The organism is Nitratidesulfovibrio oxamicus, from assembly GCF_015731765.1.
In the GTDB taxonomy this organism is placed as follows: Bacteria; Desulfobacterota; Desulfovibrionia; order Desulfovibrionales; family Desulfovibrionaceae; genus Cupidesulfovibrio; species Cupidesulfovibrio oxamicus.
Genome location: NZ_VRYY01000083.1, coordinates 1 through 7,097 on the forward strand (window position 1 = coordinate 1; position 7,097 = coordinate 7,097).

Sequence of the window (7,097 nt, forward strand, 5' to 3'; positions counted from 1 at the left end):
GGCACACCCGCCGCCGCGGCCCCGGCTTCTGCCGCCGGGCGAAACGCCACGCCCCCCAGCGCGTCGACGGCCACGTCCGCCCCCGCGTAGAACCGGGCGAAATCCTGCCCTTCCAGCCTGCCCCGCCACACGTCCAGCTCCACCGCCGGGTTCACCTGCGCCATGCGGCGCACGGCGGCATCCGCCTTGTGCGCACCGAGTTCCGCCTGGGTGGACAGCAACTGGCGGTTCAGATTGGTGGGCTCGAACACGTCGTGGTCGGCCACCCGGATCTGGCCGACGCCCATCCGGGCCAGCCCTTCCAGGATGTGCCCGCCAAGGCCCCCCAGACCCACCAGGGCCACCCGGGCGCGCAGCAGCCGGGCCTGACTCGCGCAATCCAGCGTGGCGAAGTTGCGCAGGTAGCGTTCCGGCACCAGCCCCAGTTCCAGCGCCGCGATTTCGGCCTGACGCAGGAACACGCCGGCCTGGCGCGCCGCGCCGTCCGCACCCCCGTGCGCAAGCATCCGCACGGGGGTGCCGTCGGACAGGGCGCCGGGCACGGCGGCCCGTTCCAGCGCCTGGCGCAACATGTCGGAAGAATCCATGGCGACCTCTTTCGGTACGGGGTGACACCGGTATGGGGTGGCTCAGGGACGGGGCCGCGCAGCAACCGGCAAGCCCCGTACCCACACGTCCTCCCACGCCCTGACATGGCTCAGGCACAGGCCGGGACTCCGGCCTTGCCTTCCGGCGACATGTACAGAAAAAGCCCCGCCACCGTAAGGTGCGGGGCTGACGAACGGATGGCGTTGCCCGGCATCTGCTGACATCCGCCAGCATCTGCCTGCAGCAACCGCAGGCCGCTTTGGCAGACACCTTGGCGGGCCGGATGCGCCACCGGAAACATCCTACATCTTGCGAAAGCCCAGCAACACCCGGTACGGCCCCGGAACGCCGGGCGGCGCCAGAGCCACCCTGTCCCCGCCGGACATCACGGCCAGATCCGGGCTGACCGCCTTGCCGTTGACGAAGACCACCTCCACCTGCTCCGGGGCGATGTCGAGCTGGCGCAGCAGTTCCGGCCCCGTGGTGCCCGGATGCACGCGCACCGGCAGGGGCACGGGCCAGCCGCGCGTGCGGAACAGCTCCGCAAGCCCCATGAACGCCCGCAGTTCGATGGTATCCTGTCCGGCAGCGGGAGCGGCATCCCGCCCGGCCCCTTCGCCATGCCGCGCATGGTCGGCCATGTCTCCTCCGCTCCGCGCCTACCCGCCGCCCACCGCCGGGAACAGGCCCAGCCTGTCACCCTCGGCCAGCGCCTTGTCCATGGGGGCATGCAGGCCGTTGACAAAGATCACCGCCACCTCTTCCGGCGCAATGCCCAGGGCCAGCACCACGTCATGCACGGTTCCGCCGCCGGGCAGGGAAAATTCCTCCCCGCCCCCGGGCTGAAAGCGCTGCAACGTGGCGTAGCATTTCACGGTGATGATCATGGGTCGTCCGCCTGTTCCGTACTGCCGGTCATGCCGCGGGCCGCCCCGCCTTCGGGGCGGCCACGCAGCCACATGTATCTAGAAGGCCAGCACGCTGTCGATTTCCTCGTCCGTGAAGTCCCACACGGTGTTGTGCGGGGGGCACGGCTCCTCGAAGAACTCGGGCAGCCGGTCGTGCGCGCTGGTGAACCCGGCGCGACGGTTGAAGTCCAGTTCGGCCTTCAGGATGGTCTTGCCGAGGGCGGTCACGTCGTCCCCGGTCAGGGACAGATCATACCGCGCATTGATCATGTCGACCAGCGCGTTGAACCCGTCGGGGATGTCCAGGATGGCGAAGGCGATGAACAGGCACATGCCGGTGGAATCCACGGCGGCGGTGGCAATCTGCAGGTTGCGCGAAAGCTCCACCTGCCCTTCCTTGCCCAGCGGGTCGACAAAGCCGCCCACGCGCAGGATGTTGGTGGCCACGGCGTACCCGGCGGTGTGGTCGGCGCCCATGGGGGTGGTGGCGTAGGTCAGGCCCACGCCCTTCACCGCGCGCGGGTCGTAGGCGGGGATGGCCTGGTTCTTCACCACCGGCACGCGGGTAAGCCCGTACATCTGGCCGACGGCTGCCGCGCCGCAGCCCAGGATGCGGCCAAGCGGGGTGCCCTGGCGGATCTGCCTGATCAGGTCCAGCGCGGCCTTGGCGTCGCCCCACGGGATGACGCCCGCGTCCATGGCCACGGCCACGGCCACCGAGGTCTCGATGGAGTCGATGCCCACCTCGTCGTACTCGCGGTCGGCGTAGGCGATGGCGTCCAGGTCGTCGATGGCGGCGTCCGCCCCCAGCGCCCAGATGGTTTCATACTCGAAGCCGCTGGTGATGTACTTGCCCTGCTTGTCCACGTAGTGCTGCGAACAGCGGATGACGCACCCCGCGTGGCAGCCGTGGGTGGTCTTGCCGCCGCGTTCCTCGATGGTGGCGGCCATGGTTTCGCCGCCGATGTTGTTGGCCCACTCGTTGCGGCCCCGGCGGAAGTTTTCCGTGGGCAGGCCGCCCGCTTCGTTCAGGATGTTCACCAGCACGTTGGTGCCGTACTTGGGCAGGCCCTGGCCGGTGACGGGGTGGGTGGTCAGGGCGTTGGCAAAGCGCTTGGCCGCGCTCTTGAATTCCTCGGGCCTTGCGATGGGCACGGCGGACGCGCCCGCATCGTCGATGATTACCGCCTTGATCCCCTTGGAGCCCATGACGGCGCCCAGCCCGCCGCGCCCGGCGCTGCGGATGTTGCCTTCCGGATCGGCAAAGGAAATGTTGGCGGCGGACAGCTTCATCTCGCCCGCCGGGCCGATGAGCGCAACGCCCACCTTGGGGCCGTACTTGTCCTGCAACACCTTGATGGCGTCGTAGTTGCCCGCGCCCACGATTTCGGCGGGGGCCTCGTCAAAGGTCACGCCGTCCTTGTCCACCTTGACCACGGCGTACTTGCCGTCGGCGGGCAGGCCTTCGAACACCAGCGCCTTGATGTCCAGGCGGGCCATCTTCTGCGAAAAGCTGCCGCCGCTGTTGCTTTCCTTGATGCCGCCGGTGAGGGGGCTTTTGGCCCCGCAGGAAATGCGACCAGAGTTGACCGCGCTGGTGCCGGTGAGAAAACCGGGGGCGAAGACCAGCTTGTTGTACTTGCCAAGGGGATGGCAGGTGGGCTTCACCTCGTCGGCGATGAACATGGACGTCAGGCCGCGCCCCGCAAGCCCGGCATACTTTTCGGGACACGCCCCGATCTCCGCCGTCCTCGTACCCATGTCAATGCGTATGAATTTCGCCATGTCAGCCTCCGTTGCTGTGTAAGGACAGGCACGCGCCGCCAACCGGCTACGCCGCCACGCCATGCGCCCTGCCGCGTGCAACCGCACACGGTACGCATGACCGACACCACCGCATCTGCAACACCAGAACGGGGCGCGCGGACGGAAGGCTGCCGCCCGCGCTGCGACCCGTTGCGTACAGGCGTGACGCAACACCTGCCTTCACTCTCACTATTTACAGCATGCCATGGTGTCAATTTATGCCTTGCATGACATAGGATGCATTTCCGCCACATTCCGAAATGCTTTACTATGTCAATGGTGGCACATTAGTAGATTCTCCATGAGCCTCATGAAGCATTCCTCGGGTAAAAATGTTGGCCCAGGCTACATTCTGACCCCATGCGACAGCGCAGGCACCGCAACCACCCGTGTCGCTGTTTGTTACGGTCTGTCTGCATCCGTACTGGTAAGAAGAACTCCAAATCCCTCAATGCACGGCTTCTTCCGGTCCGCCACCCCGCCGGAACACGCCCGGTGCTCGCAGGCCGGCCTGGCGCGCCGGATGAAAAAAAACCGGCCCCCGCCGAAAAACGACAGGGGCCGGGAAAGGCCGAGGGCGAAAGCCGGGCTAGCTGCCCGTCTTCAGCATCTCCCAATACTTTTCGTATATCTCAAGCGCATTGCCCACGCTGTTGGTGAACTCGGCGTTTTTCAGGTCCGCGTCACTCGGCGAGGTGATGCGGCTCTTGGCCAACTCGGGCGAAAGGATCTTCTGTGCGCCCACGTTGGGGGTGGAGTAATTGTATTCCTCCACGCATTCCTTGGCCACGTCGGGCCGCAGCAGGAAGTCGATGAACTTGAGGGCGTTGTCCTTGTGCTTGGCCCCCAGGGGAATGGCCAGGCTGTCCACCCACAGGGGCACGCCTTCCCTGGGGTAGACGTACGCCAGGTTCTCGTTCTCGCTGGCGGCGATGTAGGCATCGCCGTTCCAGATCAGGCCCGCGGCCACTTCCTCGCTGATGAAGGCCTGCTTGCTGGCGGTCACGTCGAACACGCGCACGGCGGGCAGCAGCTTCTTCAGCCATTCGTAGGCGGCCTTGATTTCCGCTTCATTGGTGGAGTTCACCGAGTAGCCCAGCGCCTTCAGGGCCACGCCCATGGAATCGCGCTGGTCGTCGGACAGGATGACCTTGCCCGCGAACTCGGGGCGGTTCAGGTCGTTCCAACTGGTGATGGAGGCCGGGTCCACCACCTTCCTGTTCACCATCAGCCCCGCCGAACCCCACATGTAGGGCACGGAGTATTCGTTGCCCGGGTCGAACGGCTGGTTCAGCACCTTGGGCGAAAGGTTCTTGAAGTTCTTCAGCTTGGACTTGTCGATCCTGGCCAGCAGCCCGTCGTCGCGCAGCATGGAGATGAAGTAGGTGGACGGCACGACCACGTCGTAGCCCACGCCCTTCAGCAGCTTGATCTTGGCGTACATGGCCTCGTTGGATTCGTAGGTGGTGTACACCACCTTGATGCCCGTCTCCTTGGTGAACCGGTCGAGCACCGACTGGGGCACGTATTCCGACCAGTTGTAGACGTGCAGCACCTTTTCCTCCGCCGCCACGGCGGGGACCGCGAACAGCGTCGCCGCCAGCACCGCCAGGGCAAGGGCCACCATCACCAGCGCGGCGCGGGCCGCGTGCAGCTTCGTGCGCATCATTTCCTCCTCGTCCTGGTAAGGGTTTGTGCCAGCAGCACCAGCACTATGGTTACCGTGAACATCACCGCCGACAGGGCGTTGATGTCCGGCTTCACGCCAAGGCGCACCATGGAATAGATGCGCAGGGGCAGCACCTCGAAGGTGGGGCCGGTGACGAAGAAGCTCACCAGCACGTCATCCATGGACAGGGTGAACGACAGCAGCCACCCCGCCGCCACGGCGGGCGCGGCCAGGGGCAGCAGCACGTGGCGAAAGGCACGCCATTCCGACGCGCCAAGGTCGCGCGCGGCCTCGATGAGTTGCTCGTCGAACTCGGCCAGACGGGCCAGCACCGTCACGGTGACGAAGGGCAGCGCCAGGGTGACGTGGGCGGCCAGCAGGGTCCAGAACCCCAGTTGCACACCCATGGCGATGAAGAAGATGAGCAGCGAGATGCCCATGACGATGTCCGGCGACACGGTGAGCACGTAAATGCAGCCGTGCAGCACCTTGCGCCCCGGAAAGCGGTAGCGCCGGATGCAGATGGCCGCCAGCGTGCCCAGCACCGTGGCGATGGTGGCGGCCAGGGTGGCCACGGACAGCGAGTTCAGCGCGGCGTCCACCAGCGGGCCGTTGGCGGCCAGTGCGGAATACCACTTCAGGGTGAAGCCCTTCCATTCGGTGGTGTAGCGCGCGTCGTTGAAGGAATAGACGATGACCACCAGGATGGGCACATACAGGAAGGCGTAAACCAGCCAGACGAGCCAGGTGCGGAGGGTGCGCAGGCGCAGGGTCATGTCATGCCCTCCCCCGCGCGCCGTGCGTCATGTCTTCGCCGTCTCCGTGCGCCGTATCGGGCGTGCGGCCCGCGGTGGCGGCCCCGGTGTCCGCGCCCTTGCGTTCGCGCAGGGCCACCCGGCGGCTGCTGAGCCAGTAGCCGATGATCATCAGCACCAGCAGCACGGTCAGGATGGTGCTGGCGGCGGCGCCCAGCGGCCAGTCGCGCGCCACCAGGAACTGGTTCTTGATGAAGTTGCCGATGAGCATGCTCTTGGCCCCGCCCAGGATTTCCGGAATGTAGAAACACCCCAGCGAGGGCAGGAACACCAGCATGCACCCGGCCACGATGCCCGGCAGGGTAAGCGGCAGGGTGACGTGCCAGAAGGCCCGCAGGCTGCTGGCTCCCAGGTCCTTGGCCGCGTCCAGCAGCCGCTTGTCCAGCTTTTCTATGGAAGCGTACAGCGGCAGGATCATGAACGGCAGCAGCGTGTAGGTAAGCCCGGTGAACACGGCGAATTCGCCGTACATGAACGACACCGGCTCGCGGACCAGCCCCAGGGCCATCAGCACGTTGGAGGCAAGGCCCTGCGATTTCAGGATGATGATAAGCGCGTAGGTGCGGATGAGCGAGTTGGTCCAGAACGGAATGACCACCAGCAGCAGCAGCCACGGGCGCAGCCCGCGCCGGGCCGTGGCCACGGCATAGGCGAACGGGTAGCCGATCAGCAGGCACACCAGGGTGCTGGCGGCGGCCAGCCACAGCGATTCGCCCAGTATCCTGATGAACACCGGGTCGGCGAGGCGGGCGTAGTTGTCCCACGTGAACACCAGGCGCACGAAGTCCGACTCGCCCCGCTCCAGAAAGGTGACCAGCAAAAGGCCGAGGTTGGGCAACAGGGCGAACAGCCCCAGCCACAACCAGACCACGGCGATGCTGGCAGTGCGGAAGGGTCTACGCTGCGTCATCGGGCAGCAGTACCTCCCATCCGTCCACCCAACTCACGGCCACGCGCTCGCCGGGGTTGTAGTTGATGTCCTCGTCGTCCTCGTTGAAGAACTCCGCCGCCATCAGGCGCTGGCCGTCGTCCAGGGTGATGACCAGGTCCACCGTGGCGCCCTTGTACACCGATTCCTCGATGCGGCCCCACAGGTGCGGCCAGTCCGGGGTTTCCGCAACCGCAATGCGGTCGATGCGCAGATCCTCCGGCCGCAGCAGCACCTGCACCCCATCGCCGGGGGCCAGCCTGCGGCGCGAACGCACCGGAAACACCGTACCGCCCACGGTGGCGTCGTACAGGTGTTCGCCGGGCTTCAGGTCCGGCGGCAGGGCGTCGTGTTCCGGCGTGCCCGGCGCGGGCGGGGCCAGC

8 protein-coding genes are annotated in these 7,097 nt (G+C 66.4%); all 8 read right to left on the reverse strand.

The window, feature by feature from the left end; genetic code table 11:
- A partial coding sequence (locus FVW20_RS03890; RefSeq protein ID WP_196608374.1) for a ThiF family adenylyltransferase occupies positions 1–587 on the reverse strand: 587 nt, incomplete at its 3' end.
- 303 nt (positions 588–890) lie between these two features.
- Positions 891–1,229: a MoaD/ThiS family protein gene (locus FVW20_RS03895; protein ID WP_196608375.1), complete on the reverse strand. Its 339-nt coding sequence runs from the start codon at positions 1,227–1,229 to the stop codon at positions 891–893.
- A gap of 18 nt (positions 1,230–1,247) precedes the next feature.
- The gene (locus FVW20_RS03900; protein ID WP_196608376.1) at positions 1,248–1,475 is read right to left on the reverse strand and encodes a MoaD/ThiS family protein; all 228 of its coding nucleotides are present in this window, start codon (positions 1,473–1,475) and stop codon (positions 1,248–1,250) included.
- 78 nt (positions 1,476–1,553) lie between these two features.
- A complete protein-coding gene (locus tag FVW20_RS03905) occupies positions 1,554–3,281 on the reverse strand; it encodes an aldehyde ferredoxin oxidoreductase C-terminal domain-containing protein (protein WP_196608377.1) in 1,728 nt (575 codons plus the stop codon).
- Positions 3,282–3,891: 610 nt separating this feature from the next.
- Positions 3,892–4,929 carry an extracellular solute-binding protein gene (locus FVW20_RS03910; protein ID WP_196608380.1) on the reverse strand — a complete coding sequence of 346 codons (1,038 nt, stop codon included), beginning with the start codon at positions 4,927–4,929 and terminating at the stop codon, positions 3,892–3,894.
- Between the two features lie 38 nt (positions 4,930–4,967).
- Entirely contained in the window at positions 4,968–5,747 is a 780-nt protein-coding gene (gene potC, locus FVW20_RS03915; protein WP_196608378.1) for a spermidine/putrescine ABC transporter permease PotC, read from the reverse strand.
- A gap of 1 nt (position 5,748) precedes the next feature.
- Positions 5,749–6,696 (reverse strand): spermidine/putrescine ABC transporter permease PotB, encoded by a 948-nt coding sequence (gene potB / locus FVW20_RS03920; protein ID WP_196608379.1) that lies wholly within the window; start codon positions 6,694–6,696, stop codon positions 5,749–5,751.
- Positions 6,683–7,097: TOBE domain-containing protein (locus FVW20_RS03925; RefSeq protein ID WP_231038844.1), on the reverse strand; the 415-nt coding region annotated here is incomplete at its 5' end. The genes potB and FVW20_RS03925, both read right to left, overlap by 14 nt.

What these genes read in the sequence shown, in the direction of transcription:
- FVW20_RS03905 (WP_196608377.1), bottom strand. Translation starts at nt 3,281, where the DNA reads ATGGCGAAATTCATACGCATTGACATGGGTACGAGGACGGCGGAGATC.
- FVW20_RS03900 (WP_196608376.1), bottom strand. Translation starts at nt 1,475, where the DNA reads ATGATCATCACCGTGAAATGCTACGCCACGTTGCAGCGCTTTCAGCCC.
- potB (WP_196608379.1), bottom strand. Translation starts at nt 6,696, where the DNA reads ATGACGCAGCGTAGACCCTTCCGCACTGCCAGCATCGCCGTGGTCTGG.
- potC (WP_196608378.1), bottom strand. Translation starts at nt 5,747, where the DNA reads ATGACCCTGCGCCTGCGCACCCTCCGCACCTGGCTCGTCTGGCTGGTT.
- FVW20_RS03910 (WP_196608380.1), bottom strand. Translation starts at nt 4,929, where the DNA reads ATGGTGGCCCTTGCCCTGGCGGTGCTGGCGGCGACGCTGTTCGCGGTC.
- FVW20_RS03895 (WP_196608375.1), bottom strand. Translation starts at nt 1,229, where the DNA reads ATGGCCGACCATGCGCGGCATGGCGAAGGGGCCGGGCGGGATGCCGCT.